The 19183-nt window shown below is 39.7% G+C and carries 14 protein-coding genes; 7 read left to right on the forward strand and 7 right to left on the reverse strand.

What is annotated here, in order from left to right:
• The first annotated feature begins 10 nt into the window (after positions 1–10).
• The 4 genes from GN157_RS04960 (at position 11) to GN157_RS04975 (ending at position 3324) form a co-directional block, all read left to right on the forward strand.
• Positions 11–484, forward strand: coding sequence for an SRPBCC family protein (locus GN157_RS04960; protein WP_157482002.1), 474 nt, complete (start codon positions 11–13; stop codon positions 482–484).
• 137 nt (positions 485–621) lie between these two features.
• Complete coding sequence (locus GN157_RS04965) at positions 622–1632, forward strand: DHH family phosphoesterase (RefSeq protein WP_197429396.1); 1011 nt, start codon at positions 622–624, stop codon at positions 1630–1632.
• 11 nt (positions 1633–1643) lie between these two features.
• The gene (gene gldI / locus GN157_RS04970; RefSeq protein WP_157482003.1) at positions 1644–2201 is read left to right on the forward strand and encodes a gliding motility-associated peptidyl-prolyl isomerase GldI; all 558 of its coding nucleotides are present in this window, start codon (positions 1644–1646) and stop codon (positions 2199–2201) included.
• A 13-nt stretch (positions 2202–2214) separates the two neighbouring features.
• A complete protein-coding gene (locus tag GN157_RS04975) occupies positions 2215–3324 on the forward strand; it encodes a peptidylprolyl isomerase (protein WP_197429397.1) in 1110 nt (369 codons plus the stop codon).
• A gap of 75 nt (positions 3325–3399) precedes the next feature.
• Here the strand turns inward: GN157_RS04975 and GN157_RS04980 are convergent, their stop codons facing one another.
• On the reverse strand, positions 3400–3831 hold the full coding sequence (locus tag GN157_RS04980) for a hypothetical protein (protein WP_157482005.1): 432 nt from the start codon (positions 3829–3831) through the stop codon (positions 3400–3402).
• A gap of 181 nt (positions 3832–4012) precedes the next feature.
• Between GN157_RS04980 and GN157_RS04985 the strand changes: the two genes are divergently transcribed.
• Positions 4013–7567, forward strand: coding sequence for a right-handed parallel beta-helix repeat-containing protein (locus GN157_RS04985; protein ID WP_157482006.1), 3555 nt, complete (start codon positions 4013–4015; stop codon positions 7565–7567).
• A gap of 173 nt (positions 7568–7740) precedes the next feature.
• Here the strand turns inward: GN157_RS04985 and GN157_RS04990 are convergent, their stop codons facing one another.
• The 6 genes from GN157_RS04990 to GN157_RS05015 form a co-directional block, all read right to left on the reverse strand.
• Positions 7741–8472 (reverse strand): YqjF family protein, encoded by a 732-nt coding sequence (locus GN157_RS04990; RefSeq protein WP_157482007.1) that lies wholly within the window; start codon positions 8470–8472, stop codon positions 7741–7743.
• Positions 8473–8640: 168 nt separating this feature from the next.
• On the reverse strand, positions 8641–9819 hold the full coding sequence (locus GN157_RS04995; protein ID WP_035136023.1) for an AIR synthase related protein: 1179 nt from the start codon (positions 9817–9819) through the stop codon (positions 8641–8643).
• 1462 nt (positions 9820–11281) lie between these two features.
• On the reverse strand, positions 11282–12178 hold the full coding sequence (locus GN157_RS05000) for an OmpA family protein (protein ID WP_157482008.1): 897 nt from the start codon (positions 12176–12178) through the stop codon (positions 11282–11284).
• Positions 12179–12232: 54 nt separating this feature from the next.
• Positions 12233–13015, reverse strand: a complete 783-nt coding sequence (locus GN157_RS05005; RefSeq protein ID WP_157482009.1) for an OmpA family protein — start codon at positions 13013–13015, stop codon at positions 12233–12235.
• Between the two features lie 2 nt (positions 13016–13017).
• Positions 13018–13812, reverse strand: a complete 795-nt coding sequence (locus GN157_RS05010; RefSeq protein WP_197429398.1) for an OmpA family protein — start codon at positions 13810–13812, stop codon at positions 13018–13020.
• 92 nt (positions 13813–13904) lie between these two features.
• Positions 13905–16094, reverse strand: a complete 2190-nt coding sequence (locus GN157_RS05015; RefSeq protein ID WP_157482011.1) for a glutamine synthetase III family protein — start codon at positions 16092–16094, stop codon at positions 13905–13907.
• A gap of 356 nt (positions 16095–16450) precedes the next feature.
• Between GN157_RS05015 and GN157_RS05020 the strand changes: the two genes are divergently transcribed.
• The gene (locus GN157_RS05020; RefSeq protein ID WP_157482012.1) at positions 16451–16711 is read left to right on the forward strand and encodes a hypothetical protein; all 261 of its coding nucleotides are present in this window, start codon (positions 16451–16453) and stop codon (positions 16709–16711) included.
• A 120-nt stretch (positions 16712–16831) separates the two neighbouring features.
• The gene (locus GN157_RS05025) at positions 16832–19183 is read left to right on the forward strand and encodes a glycosyltransferase (RefSeq protein WP_157482013.1); all 2352 of its coding nucleotides are present in this window, start codon (positions 16832–16834) and stop codon (positions 19181–19183) included.

The raw sequence follows: 19183 nt of genomic DNA on the forward strand, positions 1-19183 counted from the left end.
AATTTGAATTATGAAGTACACAGTTGAAACAGAAATTGATTTGCCCCTAGGTAAAGTTATCGAGCTATTTGATAATCCGGATAATTTAAAATACTGGATGGACGGGCTTGTAAACTTTGAAAGCATTAGCGGTATACCGGGACAGGCCGGCGCTAAATCGCGACTGATATTTAGAATGGGAAACCGTAACATTGAGATGACGGAAACCATTACTGCAAGAAGACTCCCTGATGAGTTTACAGGAACCTATGAGGCTAACGGTGTTTACAACATAGTGAAAAACAGATTCATATCAGTACCGGGAAACAAAACCCGCTACATTACAGAAAATTATTTTGAGTTTAAAGGCTTTATGAAAGTTATTGCCTTTATAATGCCGGGGTCGTTTAAAAGACAATCCCTTAAATACCTGCAGGATTTTAAACGTTTTGCAGAAGATGACATCAGGAACCTTAATGTTATACAGCTAAACGGCACACATTAAGCACAAATCTTTTTAAAAACTCTCTTTTATCCTTTAAATAGTAGTCCTCACAAGGCATTAAGCCGAGTGAGGTTTTTTTTTGAACTCCCCTGCTTACAACCTTCTAACCATAAAATAAAAAAATGTAAATTCGCATCATGATGACATCCCAAGATATTGCAGAGATTAAGAGTTTATTGGCTTCTCCAAAAAAAATAGCCATAATACCACACCGTAACCCCGATGGAGATGCTATGGGCTCTAATTTAGGTCTTTACCATTTCCTTAAACTTAAAGGACATGATGTTACGGTTATAGCTCCAAATGAATTCCCTGATTTTTTAAACTGGCTTCCGGCTTCAGAGACTGTTAAGGTATTTGAAAAGGATAGCACCGACTGCACAGCCATTCTTAAAAATTGTGACATAATATTTACACTCGACTTTAATGTACTAAGCCGCACCGGAGACATGATGGAAGCTGCATTAAAAGAGCTTACTACTACGTTTATCATGATAGATCACCACCAAAAACCGGGTGATTATGCCAAGTACATGTTTAGCGAACCTAATTATGGCTCTACCTGCGAAATGGTATACCACTTTATTAACGCTTTAGGCGAAGGTTCACTTATTGATAAAACAATAGCTACCTGCCTGTATACCGGTATAGTGACCGATTCGGGCTCGTTTAGGTTCCCGCTAACAACAGGTACCACGCACCGCATTGTAGCAGAGTTTATTGATAAAGGGGTAGACAATAGCGAAATTCACAGTTTACTGTATGATAACCATTCAAATAATCGTTTACAAATTTTGGCAAGGGCTTTGCATAACATGAAAGTGTTACCGGAGTATAAAACATCTTACACTTATTTAAGTCAGGATGAGCTTAACAGCTTAGGCCATACAAAAGGTGATACCGAAGGAATTGTAAACTACGGGCTTAGCATGAAAGACATTAATTTCACAGCTATGTTTACCGAAAATAAGGAAGAAGGCATTATAAAAATATCCTTCCGCTCTAAAGACGGATTTGATGTTAACCAGTATGCACGCGAGCATTTTAACGGTGGCGGACATATTAATGCTGCCGGAGGAAAATCAAACGAGAATCTGGAAGCAACTTTACAAAAATTTATTGCTACATTAGCAAACATTAAAATATAGACAAGATTATAATGACGAAGAAAATTATATGGCCTGTAGCCTTAATGACACTTCTTATAGTCGGTTGTTCACAACAACAGGCAAGAGTACCAGTGTCACACAGCTCGGGTTCCTTCATGCAGCAGTCCATAGAGCGTAATAAGGCACTCATTGCCAACGAGGAATTGGCTATAGACTCTATTATAAAGAACAATCCTCAGCACAAGTACCATGCTGCCGATAAAGGCTACTGGTACCGCTATGATATTGAAAATACTACCGATACCATTACTCCAAAACGTGGTGACATTGCTTATTATTCTTACGACATTAAGGATATAAACGGTAACGTGATTTACACCGAAGAAGAACTGAAACCTCAGGTTTATTATGTAGACAAAGAGGATATAATGGCAGGGCTTCGCTATGGTATCAAATTAATGAACAAAGGGGAAAAAGTTACCTTTCTGTTCCCTTCAAACCTTGGCTATGGCTACCGTGGTGACCTAAACAAAATAGGCACAAACAAGCCGCTTATGTGTACCGTTACCCTTAACGATATAAAAGCCGACGAGACATCAAAAAATTAATCTAAATCAATAAATGAGACCAATGACAAGTTTATTCTTAAGCATTGTTGCTTTAATGTTTTCATGCAAAAACACCGACGCTCCAAATTATGACGTTACTAAGCTTGAAGACGGGCTATATGCCGAAATAGAAACTAACAAAGGTAATATCCTGTTAGAACTGGAATACAAAAAAACACCTTTAACTGTAGCTAACTTTGTATTGCTTGCCGAAGGCGATAACGATATGGTTGTGGGCGACAGAAAAGGAAAACCTTTTTATGACGGTTTAAAGTTTCACCGTGTTATAAAAAACTTCATGATCCAAACCGGAGACCCTAACGGAAACGGTTCGGGCGGACCGGGTTACAAATTCCCTGATGAGATTACCGATTTAAAACATGACGGACCAGGCATATTATCTATGGCTAATGCCGGGCCGGCTACAAACGGTAGTCAGTTTTTCATTACTCACAAAGCTACCCCTCACCTCGACGGCATCCATACTGTTTTTGGACACGTGGTAGAAGGACAGGATGTAGTAAACCAAATTGAAAACAACGATACAATGATTAGCGTTAAAATTATCCGTGTAGGTAAAGACGCTAAGAAATTTAAAGCTGAAAAAGTTTTTAAAGAATACTACGAGAAAGCCAACAAAGAACTGAAAGAAAAAGCAGAGGCTATTGAAAAGGCTAAAGCAGATAAGGCTGCCCTTATTAACGAAGTAAAAACTTCGGGTACTAAAACAGCATCAGGACTTAGATACAAAATACTAGAAAGTGGTTCGGCAGGCAAGCCAATACCGGGATCTGAAGTGTATATTGAGTATGCCGGATTCTTCCAAAACGGAACTGTATTTGATACAAGCGACCCTGAAACAGCTAAAAAATTCGGTACATACATGCAGCAAAGAGACATGCAGGGTGGTTATATGCCAATTCCTTTTACAGTAGGTAAAAAAACAGGAATGATTCCTGGTTTTATCGAAGCTATAGAGCAGCTAAACGTTGGTGATAAACTTATTGCTTATATCCCTGCTCACCTTGCTTATGGTGAAAAAGGTGCAGGGCGTTTAATTCCGCCAAATACTGATCTTGCATTCGAAATTAAAATGCTTGACAAAAAACCGGAAAGAAAATAATCCCAAACAGGATAAACATAAAAAAAAAAGGACATCTGAATAAGATGTCCTTTTTTTTTTATGCAGTACAGCAAATTAGAATTTCCAGTCAAACTCATCTTTACTGTTAAAAACAGCGCCAAGTTCAAGGGTATCTACCTCATCAAACTCTACCTGAAAAATAACCCAGTTATCTTCATTAAAATAATTATCGGTTATATCAAACGGTTCTTTTTCAAACGATGTTATCTTGTTTTCTTTTAACACAGCAGCAACATCTCCCCACTTCTGCCCTATTATTTTATTAGAAAACAGTTCCAATTCAGGATTTGCCGATATGATATACCCAAGCCTCAAATCTTCGTCACTATAAAACGTAAGCCTGAACTTCTCTTTATTATATACATATATAATATTCTCTTCATCGTCTTTATATTCCCTGTCGGGCTCGCCGTAAATAGCCTTTACATCCTGCTGTTTCATTCCAAACAGTAATTTATCTACTCCGGTTTTTAAGTTTACTTTCATCTTCAGTATTGTTTAATTTTCATTAAAGGTAGTAATACATTTTGAATGTATGAGATGAAATTTTCATCAACATATTGATCCATAAAATAAATATTTAAGAATTATTTAACTATAACACCAAAAAACCAATAAACAATTTACATCGTAACTAACAGTAATACGAACCAGAAACTTTTACAACATGATGAAGAATTTTACATTCACGATGTTTTTAACGGTTTGCCTCTTGTTTGGTTTTTCAGCCAATGCTCAGGTTACCGTGACAAACTCAAACGATAGTGGCATGGGGTCATTACGTCAGGCAGTATTAGATGCCTCTGCGGGCAGCACTATTATATTTGCCCTTACAACCAATGGAAATACCATTACGCTTAACAGCGAAATAACCATTGATAAAGAACTTATTATTAACGGTAATGGAGACGATGCTACAATTATTAGCGGAGGCGACAGCAACAGGATATTCAACATATCGGACGCTACGCAGGTTACCATCAATAACATATCATTTACGGGAGGTGCCGCATCAGATAATGGTGGGGCGCTTTTTATATCGGGTACCGATGTACTTATAAACAACAGCGCTTTTAGCAGTAATACAGCCAGCGGAGCAACAGCAGGCATGGGCGGTGGTGCCATTTACGTTATGGGCGACAGCGATGTAACCATTAACACCTCTTCCCTAACCGGAAACGAAGCCGATGGTATGGCAGGTAGCGGTGGTGCTATTTTAGTAGGCGCAGGCAGTAACCTTACGGTTAACGACTGTGTTATTACAGGTAACATGGCAGGACGTGCCGGTGGTGGTATAGAAGGAAACTCGGGAGCAGGAACAATGATAACCTTAACAGATGTTACCCTTAACAATAACTCCACAGCGTCAAGCCCGGGTAATGGTGGCGGACTGCACATTACAGGTGCAGGTGATACCATGATTACAGGCGGTACGGTAAACAACAATACAGCTTCTGCCGAAGGTGGCGGACTATGGAACGGTAGTGGTACCATGACTATAGAAGGAACAGTGATAAGCGGCAATACTGCCAGCGGAGACGGTGCCGACCAAGGTGGTGGCGGTATTTACAACCTTAGCGGTACACTTAATGTAAATGCCGAAACGGTAATAAGCAATAACACAGCCGATGGTACTTCCGGTAGTGGTGGTGGTATCCTTAATGATGCAGGAGCTACACTGGTAGTAACCGAAGCAGAAATAATAGGTAATGTATCAAACCGTGCAGGTGGTGGTATTGAAGATAACTCAGGTATGATGGGATCAGTAACATTAACCGATGCTATGATTACCAACAATACCACAAATAACTCACCCGGTAATGGTGGCGGACTACACGTTACAGGTATGGGAATGATTACTATTAACGGTGGTGAAGTTTCAGGAAACATGGCAGGATCAGAAGGTGGTGGACTGTGGAACGGAACAGGAACAATGAACATTGACGGAACCGTTATTAGCGGTAATACCGCAAGCGGTAACGATGCCGACCAAGGTGGTGGTGGTATTTACAACCTTAATGGTGGTACCCTTATTATTGCAAATGCTACAATTAGTAATAATACAGCCGATGGTACTTCCGGTAGTGGTGGTGGTATCCTTAACGATGCAGGAGCGCAACTTACTGTTACAGATACCGAAATATCAGGAAACGTATCAAACCGTGCAGGTGGTGGTATAGAAGATAATTCAGGTATGATGGGATCGGTATCATTAACCGATGTAATGATTATCAACAACACTACAAACAACTCACCCGGTAATGGTGGCGGACTACACGTTACAGGTATGGGAATGATTACTATTAGCGGTGGTGAAGTTTCAGGAAATATGGCAGGATCAGAAGGTGGCGGACTATGGAACGGAACAGGAACAATGAACATTGACGGAACTGTTATTAGCGGAAATACTGCAAGTGGTGACGGTGCCGATCAAGGTGGTGGTGGTATTTACAACCTTAATGGTGGTACACTTGTTATTGCAAATGCTACAATTAGTGATAATACTGCCGATGGTACTCTTGGTAGTGGCGGTGGTATTCTTAACGATGTTGGTTCGCAGCTTACTGTTACCGATACCGAAATATCAGGCAATACAGCCGTAAGAGCCGGTGGTGGTATTGAAGACAATTCGGGCACAAGTACTATCGTACTAACCAATGTAATGCTAACCGGAAATTCGGCTTCAGGACCTCCGGGTAATGGTGGTGGTTTACACATTACAGGTTCGGGTAGTGCTACTATAACAGGTGGTATGGTAAGCGGCAACTATGCAGGACTACAAGGTGGCGGACTATGGAACGGAAGTGGCTCCATGACCATTACCGATGTTACTATACAAAACAATGAAGCAGCAGGTAGCGCAGCTATCGATGGCGGAGGCGGTGTGTTTAACGTTAGTGGTATGGTAAGTATATCAGGCAGTACAATTACAGGTAACACAGCTACAGGTGTAAGCGGTAGCGGTGGTGGTATCTTTAGCTCAAACGGTACTGTAAGTATTGATGACACCATGATTACCCTAAACAGCGCTAACCGTGCAGGTGGTGGTATAGAGGTTATTGCCGGAAATTTAATGATAAGCGCATCTGCCCTTAATGAAAACGATGTTAACGGTACAGCCGGGACTCCTAACCCCGGTAACGGAGGCGCACTACACATTAGCGGAGCTACTATGGTTGATATTAGCGAAAGTAGTGTGAGTGCCAATATAGCAGCCCGTGAGGGTGGCGGACTATGGAACCAAAACGGTAGTACCATGACGGTTACCAATGTAACAATTAGCGATAATATTGCTGCGGGAGTTGCTGCCGATGATGGTGGCGGGGGAATTTTTAACAATGGTGGTACACTAAGCGTTAGTAACTCTACCATTTCGGGTAATAGTGCTACGGGTCTGCTTGGTCAGGGTGGCGGAATCCATATCAATGCAGGATCGGCTACGGTGGTTAAAACTACTATATCAGGAAATACAGCACTTACTAACGGTGGTGGTATTTATAACAATGCCGAACTTATGATAAACGCCAACACTATCACATTGAACGCAGCTACTATTAGCGGTGGTGGTATTTCAAACAATTCCATGATGTCGCCTACTGTTACTAACACTATACTGGCAGGTAACCTTGCTGTTGTGGCTGGAGCCGATGTGTATGCCGAAGGCGAAATGATAAACTCTATGGGGTATAACCTTATAGGTATTGCAGAAGCAGAAGCTTATGTAAGCGCAGAAACTGATATTACGGGATCAATAACTACTCCGTTTACCATTGAGCTACTGGCACTGGGAGATAACGGAGGCAGCACCTTTACCCACAAACTGGGATGCCCTAGTGCAGCTGCCGATATGGGTGACCCTAACGATAACTCTCAGGATCAGGCGGGACAGGATGTGTTTAACGGACGTCGTGATATTGGTGCATACGAATCTCAGGAGGCGTGTTCTCTTGATACCGAAGATTTTGCAGCAAGTGCCGTAAGGAGTATAGTATACCCTAACCCTTCAAACAACGGAATATTTAATATAGAACTGGCACAAAACCACGGCGATAATGCCGGTGTAGCCGTATACGATTTAGGAACGGGAAAACTTGTTATGGAAATGAAAGCCGATGCTATGGCAACTGCCCTTAATATGGAGGAGTTAGCATCGGGTACTTATGTGATGCAAATTGTAAGCGACTTTACTACCGAAACACATAAAATTGTAATAAGGAGGTAATTAAGTGTAATATATCTTTATTGGATTGGCAGAAAAGGGCAGCTCATTGGCTGCCCTTTTCATTTGTATTTTGTCGTTTTTGACTTTAAGAAAATTTCTTATTGAGTTCTTAGGGATTCTTCATTCCACTTCGTTGCATTCAGAATGACAACTTACAGATGTTCCCTTTTTATTTATACTTCGGCAGTTTCTATTTTTAGCTTCTTTCCTTTTTTTACCACAATATCAGATCCCTCTGCAAGGTAAACCGATACCGGTTTGACATCCTTTAAAAAGGCAAACTCACTGCCGTATACTTTGGTAAAATCAACATCAATTTCATAATCCCTTACCGGATAAATCTGCCAGCGTGGGTGTGCCACCTCATATTCAGATGTCACCGTATCATTCACTTTGGTATATCCCCAAAAATGTTCGGTAATAAATTCTTCCTCACTATCAGGAACAATATCTACAAGCTGCTTATCGGCAGTAACACGTATACTGTTCCACTCGTCCTTTTTCCAGCCATACTCCACCATAAGCGAATCATCGCGCTCTATCCAGTTGTGGCGTGTAGGCAGGGTCTCGTAGTTTTCCTTATACAGCATGTTTGCCACAAGGGTAAGTGCAGGTCGCGGAACAATTTCCTTAATAAATACCACTCCCCTTTTATAACCTTCGGTATCCTTATACTTCACATAAAAGCGAAGGTTGATTTCCTCAAAATTGATATGAAAAGGGATTTTAAGCTTCAGTACTTTAGTATCAACAAACATAAACCCTATAAGGCTTACATAGCAGGTACCGTTCCACAGGTCTAGTTCGGTATTAAACGGCACATAAGGCTCCAGTACTTTTGGGTCAACAGCATAGTTAATCATAACCAGCTTGCGCCATTGTGCATTAAGAAATGTTTTTTTCATGGGTTGGTAAGGTTTATTTACTTGTATCGGATTCCCCAATTTTACTATCACTACACCCGGAATGGAATGCCATTTCGACCGAAACAGAGTGGAGCGGAGAAATCTCAAAAATAATTAAGCCCTAATATAATAAATAAAAAAATCCGCCCAATGGGCGGATTCAGTATTTTAGTATTTAAACGTTCCGTATTCGCTGGTAATGGTAAGCTCTTTCTTATCAGAAGCCTCTACCCTTCCCACTATTTGCGCATCTACGTTAAACGATTTTGAAATAGCAATGATATCTTCGGCAATTTCCTGCGGAACATAAAGTTCCATACGGTGACCGCAGTTAAACACCTGGTACATTTCTTTCCAGTCAGTACCGCTTTGCTCCTGGATCAGTTTAAATAAAGGAGGTACAGGGAACAGGTTATCTTTAATCACGTGTACGTTATCTACAAAGTGAAGCACTTTAGTTTGTGCACCACCACTACAGTGTACCATACCGTGAATATCCTGTGGTGTATATTTGTCTAATATGCTTTTAATGATTGGCGCATAGGTACGTGTAGGCGATAGTACAAGCTTACCGGCATCTATAGGACTGTTTTCAACCGCATCGGTAAGTTTTGTTTTTCCTGAGTAAACCAGTTCTGAAGGAACGGCAGCATCATAGCTTTCAGGGTATTTTTGAGCAAGGTAGTTATCAAACACATCATGACGTGCAGAGGTAAGTCCGTTACTACCCATACCGCCATTATATTCTTTTTCGTAAGAAGCCTGACCGAAAGAAGCAAGCCCCACAATAACATCACCTGCCTGAATGTTTGCATTATCTACAACATCCTTACGTTTTATACGTGCAGTTACGGTAGAGTCTACGATTATGGTACGCACAAGGTCGCCCACATCGGCAGTTTCACCACCTGTAGAATGAATGGTAACACCAAATTTCCCTAACTCCTCAATAAGTTCTTCGGTACCGTTTATGATAGCCGAGATTACCTCACCCGGAACAAGGTTTTTGTTACGACCTATGGTTGATGACAGCATAATATTATCGGCAGCACCTACACAAAGCAGATCGTCAATATTCATGATAAGAGCATCCTGAGCGATACCTTTCCATACCGAAATATCTCCCGTTTCTTTCCAGTACATATAAGCCAGTGACGATTTTGTACCGGCGCCATCGGCATGCATTATAAGGCAGTAATCCTCATCGTTAGTAAGATAATCGGGTACGATTTTACAGAAAGCTTTTGGGAATAAGCCTTTATCTATGTTTTTAATAGCGTTATGAACATCTTCCTTAGAAGCCGAAACTCCCCTCAGGCTATAGCGTTTGCTGTTATCAGAACTCATGAAATAGGGTTTGTATTACTGTGTGCAAAGATAGTTTTAATTTGCTAATATGGCAATTGTTTAATTTAGCAATTAATTATCGTTCTGTCATTCCGAGTGAAGCGACAGCGAAACCGAGGAATCTCTGTAATGAGATTGCTTCGTTCCTAATAATAACAGGATATTTATATAAGTAGGACAAAAACAAGATTCCTCACTACACTGCGTTACGTATCGGAATGACAACACGCTATGTCATTTCGACCAGAGGAAGAAATCTTAAAGATTTCTTCGTTCCTCACAATAACAGCATCTAAAAGGAGAATTTTACAGACCTCGACAACAAAACAAGATTCCTCACTACACTGCGTTACGTATCGGAATGACAACACGCTATGTCATTTCGACCAGCGGGAAAAATCTCAGTGATTGCATCATTCCTCGCAATGACTGTACATAAGAAGGAGAACTTTGTACATAAGAACAACAAAACAAGATTCCTCACTACACTGCGTTACGTATCGGAATGACAACACGCTATGTCATTTCGACAAGCGGGAGAAATCTCAGTGATTGCTTCATTCCTAGCTATGACAATACACAGAAAGAGTACTTTAAATATCAGGTAAAATAAGATTCCTCACTACACTGCGTTAAGTATAGGAATGACAACACGCTATGTCATTTCGACCAGAGGGAGAAATCTTAAAGATTGCTTCGTTACTCGCAATGACTGCACATAAGAACAACAAAACAAGATTCCTCACTACACTGCGTTGCATATCGGAATGACAACACACTATGTCATTTCGACCAGCGGGAGAAATCTCAGTGATTGCATCGTTCCCCGCAATGACAGTACATAAGAAGGAGAACTTTGTACATAAGAACAACAAAACAAGATTCCTCACTACACTGCGTTACGTATCGGAATGACAAGACGCAATGTCATTTCGACCAGAGGGAGAAATCTTAAAGATTGCTTCGTTACTCGCAATGACAGTACATAAAAGGAGAATTTTACAGACCTCGACAACAAAACAAGATTCCTCACTACACTCCGTTACGTATCGGAATGACAACACGCTATGTCATTTCGACCAGAGGGAGAAATCTTAAAGATTGCTTCGTTCCTCGCAATGACAGTACATAAAAGGAGAACTTTATACGATAAGGTAAAACAAGATTCCTCACTACACTGCATTGCGTATCGGAATGACAACATGCTATGTCATTTCGACCAGCGGGAGAAATCTCAGTGAGTACATCGTTCCTCGCAATGACAGTACATAAAAGGAGTACTCTATATATCAGATAAAAACAAGATTCCTCACTACACTGTGTTACGTATCGGAATGACAACATGCTATGTCATTTCGACCAGCGGGAGAAATCTCAGTGATTGCATCGTTCCTCGCAATGACACACCCCGGCTACGCCACCCCTCTCAAGAGGGGAATTGAACACTGATCACTGAAAACGACTACTCGTTTTCCACCACCAAAATTTCCACACGGCGGTTAGCGGCGCGTTCCTCTTCGTTTTTTTCCGGTAACGGGTAAAGCGGTTGTGAAGTTCCAAGCCCTTCAAACGACAGTCGGCTTTTTGGTACACCATACTGTTGCAGGAACATAAATATTGCCTTAGCCCTTTTAGTGCTCAAATCGCGCGGGTCGCCTTCCATACAGCAAATATGTCCCTGTAATTTGATTTTAAGTTTGGGGTGCAGTCGCATTACTTCCAGCAGTTCAAAAAGCCTTGGGCGCGACTCCTGAGTAATGGCAAAAGTATTTTCGTAAAAGTTAAGATTCTTTATTGCCAGGTGTTCACCCGGTTTTGCCGTACCTACCTTTTTCATAAACACGGTATCGAGCACAATCTCGTCCATAGTACCGTTTGGATTGCGCAGTACGATTTTCTCAGTATATACAATTGGTTTTGGTTCGGGTTCTGGGGCAGGTTCTTCCTCGATTCCCAGTATTTCGTTCTCTAAATGTAACTGATCTTTACGGATGTAAAATATATCTACCCTACGGTTTTTAGACTTATCTGCCTCCTGCTTGTGAAGTTCCCCAAAACTGCGGGTTTTAAAATCGTCGCGTATTTTTATATTCCCTTTTATAAGGTTGTACACATAGTCTACCCTGTTTTGTGCCAGTGTATCGTTAAACTGGGTACTACCGTCTTCATCGGTATAACCGTCTATCGCCACTACTTTAGACTCTTTGTTTGCCGACATCCATGCCTTAAAGATTCTTATCTGGTCGGAAGCCGGATCTATCTCATATTTATTAGAATCAAAATAAAGTGTGTATTGCTTTTGGGCAACAGCCGGTAAAGCAAGCAGTAAAAATATAATGAATAAAACAGGTCTTTTCATCCTTTTGTAATATGGTATTTTTACGAAAATAAGACTTTATTTATTATAAAATATTTAATTCTCAATAATCTCAATCTCTACACGCCTGTTGGCATTGCGTTCATCTTCATTTTTTTCGGGTAACGGGTAAACCGGATTATTGCTTGAAAAACCACGATACTTTAATCTCCCCGCGTCTATCCCATTGTAGAGTAAATATTCGTACACGGCTTTTGCCCTAAAGAATGAAATACGCCCCTCGTCTGTTGGCTGACAGCAAATATGTCCCTGTATCTCTATTTTAAGTTTAGGTCTTTTCTGCATAATAACAAGCAATTCTCTTAATACCGGTTTTGACTTAGGTACTACAATATCGCTGTTATTATAAAAGTAGAGATTAGGCAGTTTTAGCTTATCCCCTACTTTAGAGCGGTCTACTTTTTTAGCCAATTCGGTATCAAGAGGCTCTATGACTTCCTCAACCGTTTCGGGCAGTTCATAATACACCTCCACCTTACGGTTTTTAGCCTGTTCGCTATCCTGCTCAAACTCCTCTCCAAAACCTTTAATCTCAGCCCCTTCTGCGAAGGCTATATTATTTTGTTTTAATCGGCTTACAATTGCATTTGCCCTTCTAAGCGATAAATCTTTATTATACGGCACACTACCTACTTTATCGGTATAGCCATATACTTTAAACACAATTGCATCTTTATTTTGTTGCAGCCATGTATCAAAATTATTTACAGACGAGCTGTTTGGTTCATCAATATCTAAGTCAAAGTAAACGGTATGCTTTTGCTGGCCCTGTACAAGTGTAAAAACCAATAATATTAGCAAGGTAAAAATTCGCTTCATAATTAATTCGCTATTATTTTAATTTCAACTCTTCTGTTAGTAACCCGTTCTTTTTCATTCTTTTCAGGTATACTGTATATTGGAGAAGTTGCTCCATAATCTTTATACGAAATTCTGGAATGGGAAATACCATTATTATTTAAATAGCTGTAAACGGCTTTTGCCCTATCTGAAGACACCGGATGTGTTACTTTCTTTTCACAACATATGTGTCCCTGTATTTCAATTTTAAGATTGGGGTTGCTTTTCATAACAGCCAATAACTCTTCCAGAACCGGTATGGATTCGGGTAAAAAATGGGCTGAGCCACCGTAAAAATTTAAATTCTCTAACCTCAGTTTATCTCCTACTTTAGACTTTTCTACTTTTTGAGCAAACACAGTCTTTTTCGGCTCCGGCTCCGGTTTAACAACATCCGCTTCTACCACAGGTAGTCCATAGTACACCTCAACCTTACGGTTTTTAGCCTGGTCACTATCCTTCTCAAATTGTTCACCAAAACCTTTAATCTCTACCCCTTCTGCAAAGGCTATATTATTTTGTTTTAATCGGCTTACAATTGCATTTGCTCTTCTAAGCGATAAATTTTTATTATACGGCACACTACCTGTAGTGTCGGCATAGCCATATACTTTAAATACAATTGCATCTTTATTTTGTTGCAACCATGTGTCAAAACTATTTACAGATGAAGTATTTGGTTCATCAATATCTAAATCAAAATAAATGGTATGCTTTTGCTGGGCCTGTACAAACGTAAAAAGAGTAAGTAAAAAAAGAGTATATAAGTGTTTCATTAGGTAAGGATTTATAATAAAACGTAAACTCATACTTTTTAGTACAAAAAAAGCCCCGCTATTGCGGGGCTTTAATTTATAATAAGCTTATATTATCTTGTAAATAATAACTCTCTGTATTTAGTAAGTGTCCAAAGCTCATCGTCAACAAGAAGCTCCAGTTTGTCACAGTGCTTTCTGATAACGTCAAAGTATGGTTTTACATTATTACAGTAAGCAGCAGCCTGCTCTTCAGCAGTTTCAAGTGCATTTGCTTTTTTACGCTCTTCAGTCATTTCTTCAACTTTAGAGTTGATTCCTGAAATGTGCTCAGATATTTCTTTGATAAGGATAATTTGCTCTTTACCTATTTCCTCAAACTTGCTACCGAATATCTCTTTAAGACCTTTTACGTTCTCGATAAGGATATTTTGGTAACGAATAGCTGTTGGGATTACGTGGTTACGTGCAATATCTCCAAGTACACGTCCTTCAATCTGGATTTTCTTAGCATACTCTTCAAGTTCAATTTCATAACGTGCTTCAACCTCAACGTGGTTCATTACATCAAGCTCTTCAAATAATGCAAGTGCCTCTTTAGATACTCTTGCTTTAAGCGCTTCCGGAGTAGTTTTGTTGTTGCTTAGTCCGCGTTTTGCAGCTTCCACTTCCCACTCGTCACTGTAACCGTCACCTTCAAAAAGAATGTTTTTGGTTTCTTTGATGTACTCTCTTAATACGTTAAAGATAGCATCATCTTTCTTCATTTTCTTAGAATCGATAAGCGCATCTACTTCTTTTTTGAAGTCTTTAAGCTGCTTAGCAACGATTGCGTTAAGAACTGTCATTGAGTTAGCACAGTTAGAATTAGAACCTACTGCTCTAAACTCAAATTTATTACCTGTAAAGGCAAACGGAGAAGTTCTGTTTCTGTCAGTATTATCAAGTAATACATCCGGAATTTTACCTACTACGTTAAGTTTAAGATCTGTTTTCTCTTCAGGAGAAAGTTTACCGTTAGATACACCTTCAAGCTCCTCAAGAACTTTTGTAAGCTGCTGACCGATGAATACAGAGATAATTGCAGGAGGCGCCTCGTTAGCTCCAAGTCGGTGATCGTTTGACGCAGAAGCGATAGAAGCTCTTAGCAATTGCTCGTTTTGGTATACAGCCTTAATAGTGTTAATGAAGAAAGTAAGGAACTGTAGGTTGCTCATTGGCGTTTTACCAGGACCTAAAAGGTTTATTCCTGTATCTGTAGCAAGCGACCAGTTATTGTGCTTACCACTACCGTTAACTCCCTGGAATGGCTTTTCGTGGAAAAGTACTTTAAAGTCATGACGTTCTGCAACTTTCTGCATTACATCCATTAGTAATGAGTTGTGGTCTACAGCAAGGTTAGTTTCCTCAAATATAGGAGCAAGCTCAAACTGGTTTGGAGCTACCTCGTTGTGACGTGTTTTTACAGGTATACCTAATAGCATACACTCGTTTTCAAGGTCTCTCATATAGTTAAGAACCCTTGTAGGGATAGAACCGAAATAGTGGTCTTCTAACTGCTGCCCTTTAGCAGAAGTATGTCCTAAAAGTGTACGTCCTGTAAGTGTAATATCCGGTCTTGATGCAGCAAGAGCTTTATCAATAAGGAAATATTCCTGCTCCCACCCTAAAGTTGGAGTTACTTTCTTTACGTTTTTATCAAAGTAACGGCACACATCTGTAGCAGCTTCGTCTACAGCATTAAGTGCACGTAATAATGGTGCTTTGTAATCCAGCGCCTCACCTGTGTAAGATACAAACACAGTTGGGATACATAATGTAGTACCAAAAATGAATGCCGGAGATGTTGGGTCCCATGCTGTATAACCACGAGCCTCAAACGTGTTACGAATACCACCGTTAGGGAAACTTGATGCGTCCGGCTCCTGTTGTACAAGCTGAGTACCAGCAAATTTTTCGATTGGGTCACTACCGTCAAAAGATGTTTCAAAGAAAGCATCGTGCTTTTCTGCAGTAGTACCTGTTAATGGCTGGAACCAGTGAGTATAGTGCGTTACACCTTTAGAAAGAGCCCACTCTTTCATACCCATAGCTACATAATCAGCCAGTTTTCTATCAATCTTTGTTCCATACTGTACAGCTCCTTTTACTGCCTGGTATGCTTCAGACGTTAAAAATTGACGCATTGCTTTGTCGTTAAACACATTACTGCCGAAAATAGCAGACTTACGATCCAGCTCTTCTACTTTAACCGGCTTTCTGCCCGCGGTTTCTTTTAAGGCCTGAAAACGAATTGTTGACATGAAACTAATTTTTTAAGTTATTAATGATATTAAAATCGATGCAAATATATGAATTTTTGAATTCAAATATTAAGACACCCCTATTTTTTAGGGGGTATAATTCTTAAATTTTATCAACTACACAAAAATAACCCCTAAAATAAAATTACCAACTTCTAAATTTCGCATTTCCACAACATTTATTTAACTTTATATTGAATTTTTCTCAAAGAATTTCTTACATCCGTTAACTAAATTTTAAAATACTCAAAGTATTGTTAATTGTGTTAAATATTCTCTAAGCAAAACCCTACCTGAAACGAGAATGTGGTAATTTTAGGTTATTCAAGTTTTAATAACCTAAATATATAAAAAAAATGAACAGGAAAATTGTAGTAGGAGTTACAGCTGGTGCTGTAGCCTTAGCAGGAGCAGCTTTATATTTTGCAAAAAGAAGAAATGACAGGAAAAAATTTGAAGCAAACGCCGCAGAAGCAAAAGAACATTTTAAAGGTAAACTAAACGAACTGCAGCGTAAAGCCGGTAAAGAACTTAAAAGTGCTGCAAACGATGCCAAAGAGGCTGTGAACAGCGCTAAAGAAAGAGCAAATGACTGGGTGAGCAATGCCCAAGCATAGAGTTAAGGAATCCCTTATAATTCATAAACACTCGAAAACCGGTTATAAATTACTTATAACCGGTTTTTAAATCTATTTAATTAAAAGCTAAACCCACAACTCACAAAAAAAGACCGTGTCATGAAAAACAGGAAAAATGCAGGAGATAAGTACAAACCCCTAATTATAGAGCAGGTGGTAAAGGATAATGAAATTAACCATCCGTTACCCGAAATTACAGTTATTACCACTTACCCTCCAAGGCAGTGCGGTATAGCAACCTATTCTGAAGATCTTATTAAAGCTCTTAACAACCAGTATGTAGATTCTTTTTCCATAAAGATATGTGCACTGGAAAACAAAAACGAAAAGCATACTTACACCAATCCGGATGTAAAATATACACTCAACACCTCTGAACCCGAATCATACATAAAACTGGCAAAAACCCTTAATGAGGATACCAATGTAAAAATAGTAATGATACAGCATGAGTTTGGGCTGTTTGCCGAAACCAGCGATGCCTTCAATACTTTTATTGATGAGATTGAAAAACCACTCACTGTTGTATTCCATACGGTATTACCAAATCCTGACGAGGCTTTTAAAGCCAACGTACAGCATATACTTAACCGCGTGGATTCGCTTATTGTAATGACAAACAACGCTGCCGATATACTGGTGCGCGACTATATAATAGACCGTAACCTTATTACGGTTATCCCACACGGTACTCACCTGGTACCTCACAGGGAGAAAAACGAACTAAAAGAAAAATATGGCTTTAAAGGAAAAACTATACTTTCCACATTCGGGCTGCTTAGCTCTGGTAAAAGTATAGAAACAACACTGGAAGCACTACCCGAAGTGGTAGCACAAAACCCTAATGTGCTTTTCCTTATTATAGGTAAAACCCATCCTACCGTATTTTTACACGAAGGCGAAAGCTACCGCAATAGCCTTATCAAAAAAATAAACGAACTGAACCTACAAAATAACGTAACCTTTATTAATAAGTATGTTCCGTTAAATGAACTGTTGGAGTACCTGCAAATGACCGATGTGTACCTGTTTACCTCTAAAGACCCTAATCAGGCAGTAAGTGGTACTTTCTCCTATGCTTTAAGTTGCGGATGCGCCATTGTATCTACACCAATTCCACATGCACAGGAAGTGCTTGCCGGAGAAACCGGTATTACGTTTGACTTTGGAGATTCCAATCAGTTGGCTAAAGCGATTAACCGCCTACTGGGAGACGATACCCTTCGCCAAACTATGGTACTTAACGGACTGCATAAAATAATTCATACCGCCTGGGAAAACTCTGCCGTAGATCATGCCCGTTTAATACAGCAAACCATGGGAAACGGAATGAAACTCCAGTACAGGAATCCCCGGGTAAACCTAAATCATATTAAGAATATGACTACTGATTTCGGGATGCTGCAGTTTTCAAAACTAAACAAACCCGACCCGGATTCTGGATACACACTGGATGATAATGCCCGCGCCCTTATAGCCATGTGTCAGTACTACAAACAGTTTAAGGATGACAGTGTAATTCCGTATATAGATACCTATCTTAACTTTATTGAGTACTGCCAAAGTAAAGACGGACGCTTTTTTAATTATGTAGACTTTAATAAAAAGATTACCGCTCAAAATAACAACGAGAATCTGGAAGATTGTTCGGGCAGAGCCATGTGGGCTTTAGGTTATCTTATATCTATAGCTAACATTTTACCTGATGAGCTGGGTGAACGTGCCGAAGCCGCTTTTCACCTTTCCCTATCACTTACCAAAAACATTTACTCTACCAGAGCAATGGCTTTTGTAATAAAAGGCTTGTATTATTACAACAGGCGCATTAAGGATGAAGATACCCTTATATACATAAAACTGTTTGCCGACAGGATGGTACAAATGTACAGGCATGAAAATGAGGAAAACTGGCAGTGGTTTGAAAGCTACCTAACCTATGCCAATAGTGTACTCCCCGAAGCGCTGTTGCTTTGCTACACTATTACCGGCAACGAAACGTATCGTGATATAGCTCGCAAAGCTTTTGACTTTTTACTGGATGTGATTTTTGACGAACAATCTATCAAAGTAATATCTAACGACGGCTGGCACTTTAAAGGAGAAGAAAAAAAACGCTATGGTGAGCAGCCTATTGATGTAGCTTATACCATACTGGCATTACGTAAGTTTCACGATATATTTAAAGACGAAAAGTACCTTACCAAAATGGAAATGGCCTTTAACTGGTTTTTAGGGAACAACCATTTACAGCAAATTATATATAATCCCTGTACAGGAGGTTGTTTTGACGGACTTGAAGAGCATAATGTAAACCTTAATCAGGGAGCAGAATCAAGTATTAGCTACCTTATGGCAAGGCTTACCATTACACGTTACTTTGGCAATCCTAACGAAGTATATTTTAGAAGGAAACTAAAAAATATTATTACGCGCCATTTAGAAAAATTCTAA

It is taken from the genome of Flavobacterium rakeshii, from assembly GCF_009741375.1.
Taxonomy (GTDB): Bacteria; Bacteroidota; Bacteroidia; order Flavobacteriales; family Flavobacteriaceae; genus Flavobacterium; species Flavobacterium rakeshii.

Excerpts from the sequence above, each read along its gene's own strand:
- GN157_RS04960 (WP_157482002.1), top strand. The coding sequence starts at position 11 with ATGAAGTACACAGTTGAAACAGAAATTGATTTGCCCCTAGGTAAAGTT.
- GN157_RS04965 (WP_197429396.1), top strand. The coding sequence starts at position 622 with ATGATGACATCCCAAGATATTGCAGAGATTAAGAGTTTATTGGCTTCT.
- gldI (WP_157482003.1), top strand. The coding sequence starts at position 1,644 with ATGACGAAGAAAATTATATGGCCTGTAGCCTTAATGACACTTCTTATA.
- GN157_RS04975 (WP_197429397.1), top strand. The coding sequence starts at position 2,215 with ATGAGACCAATGACAAGTTTATTCTTAAGCATTGTTGCTTTAATGTTT.
- GN157_RS04980 (WP_157482005.1), bottom strand. The coding sequence starts at position 3,831 with ATGAAAGTAAACTTAAAAACCGGAGTAGATAAATTACTGTTTGGAATG.
- GN157_RS04985 (WP_157482006.1), top strand. The coding sequence starts at position 4,013 with ATGATGAAGAATTTTACATTCACGATGTTTTTAACGGTTTGCCTCTTG.
- GN157_RS04990 (WP_157482007.1), bottom strand. The coding sequence starts at position 8,472 with ATGAAAAAAACATTTCTTAATGCACAATGGCGCAAGCTGGTTATGATT.
- GN157_RS04995 (WP_035136023.1), bottom strand. The coding sequence starts at position 9,819 with ATGAGTTCTGATAACAGCAAACGCTATAGCCTGAGGGGAGTTTCGGCT.
- GN157_RS05000 (WP_157482008.1), bottom strand. The coding sequence starts at position 12,178 with ATGAAAAGACCTGTTTTATTCATTATATTTTTACTGCTTGCTTTACCG.
- GN157_RS05005 (WP_157482009.1), bottom strand. The coding sequence starts at position 13,015 with ATGAAGCGAATTTTTACCTTGCTAATATTATTGGTTTTTACACTTGTA.
- GN157_RS05010 (WP_197429398.1), bottom strand. The coding sequence starts at position 13,812 with ATGAAACACTTATATACTCTTTTTTTACTTACTCTTTTTACGTTTGTA.
- GN157_RS05015 (WP_157482011.1), bottom strand. The coding sequence starts at position 16,094 with ATGTCAACAATTCGTTTTCAGGCCTTAAAAGAAACCGCGGGCAGAAAG.
- GN157_RS05020 (WP_157482012.1), top strand. The coding sequence starts at position 16,451 with ATGAACAGGAAAATTGTAGTAGGAGTTACAGCTGGTGCTGTAGCCTTA.
- GN157_RS05025 (WP_157482013.1), top strand. The coding sequence starts at position 16,832 with ATGAAAAACAGGAAAAATGCAGGAGATAAGTACAAACCCCTAATTATA.